Annotated in this window: 1 rRNA gene; it reads right to left on the bottom strand. The window is 55.2% G+C overall.

Features of this window, described 5'->3' with window-relative positions:
* Positions 1-23 precede the first annotated feature (23 nt).
* Positions 24-426 (bottom strand): 16S ribosomal RNA (locus IFU39_RS32530); the annotation flags it as partial.

The raw sequence follows: 426 nt of genomic DNA, 5'->3' as shown, positions 1-426 counted from the left end.
TTGCAGGAAACGATTCTCCATAGAAAGGAGGTGATCCAGCCGCACCTTCCGATACGGCTACCTTGTTACGACTTCACCCCAATCATCTATCCCACCTTCGGCGGCTGGCTCCTTGCGGTTACCCCACCGACTTCGGGTGTTATAAACTCTCGTGGTGTGACGGGCGGTGTGTACAAGACCCGGGAACGTATTCACCGCGGCATGCTGATCCGCGATTACTAGCAATTCCGACTTCATGCAGGCGAGTTGCAGCCTGCAATCCGAACTGAGACCGGCTTTGTTGGGATTGGCTCCATCTCGCGATTTCGCAGCCCGTTGTACCGGCCATTGTAGTACGTGTGTAGCCCAGGTCATAAGGGGCATGATGATTTGACGTCATCCCCACCTTCCTCCGGTTTGTCACCGGCAGTCTATCTAGAGTGCCCA

It is taken from the genome of Paenibacillus sp. CFBP 13594 (assembly GCF_014842675.1).
GTDB classification, from domain to species: domain Bacteria; phylum Bacillota; class Bacilli; order Paenibacillales; family Paenibacillaceae; genus Paenibacillus; species Paenibacillus amylolyticus_B.
Note: the sequence above shows the minus strand (reverse complement) of the source record. Positions and strands in the feature narration are given on the sequence as shown.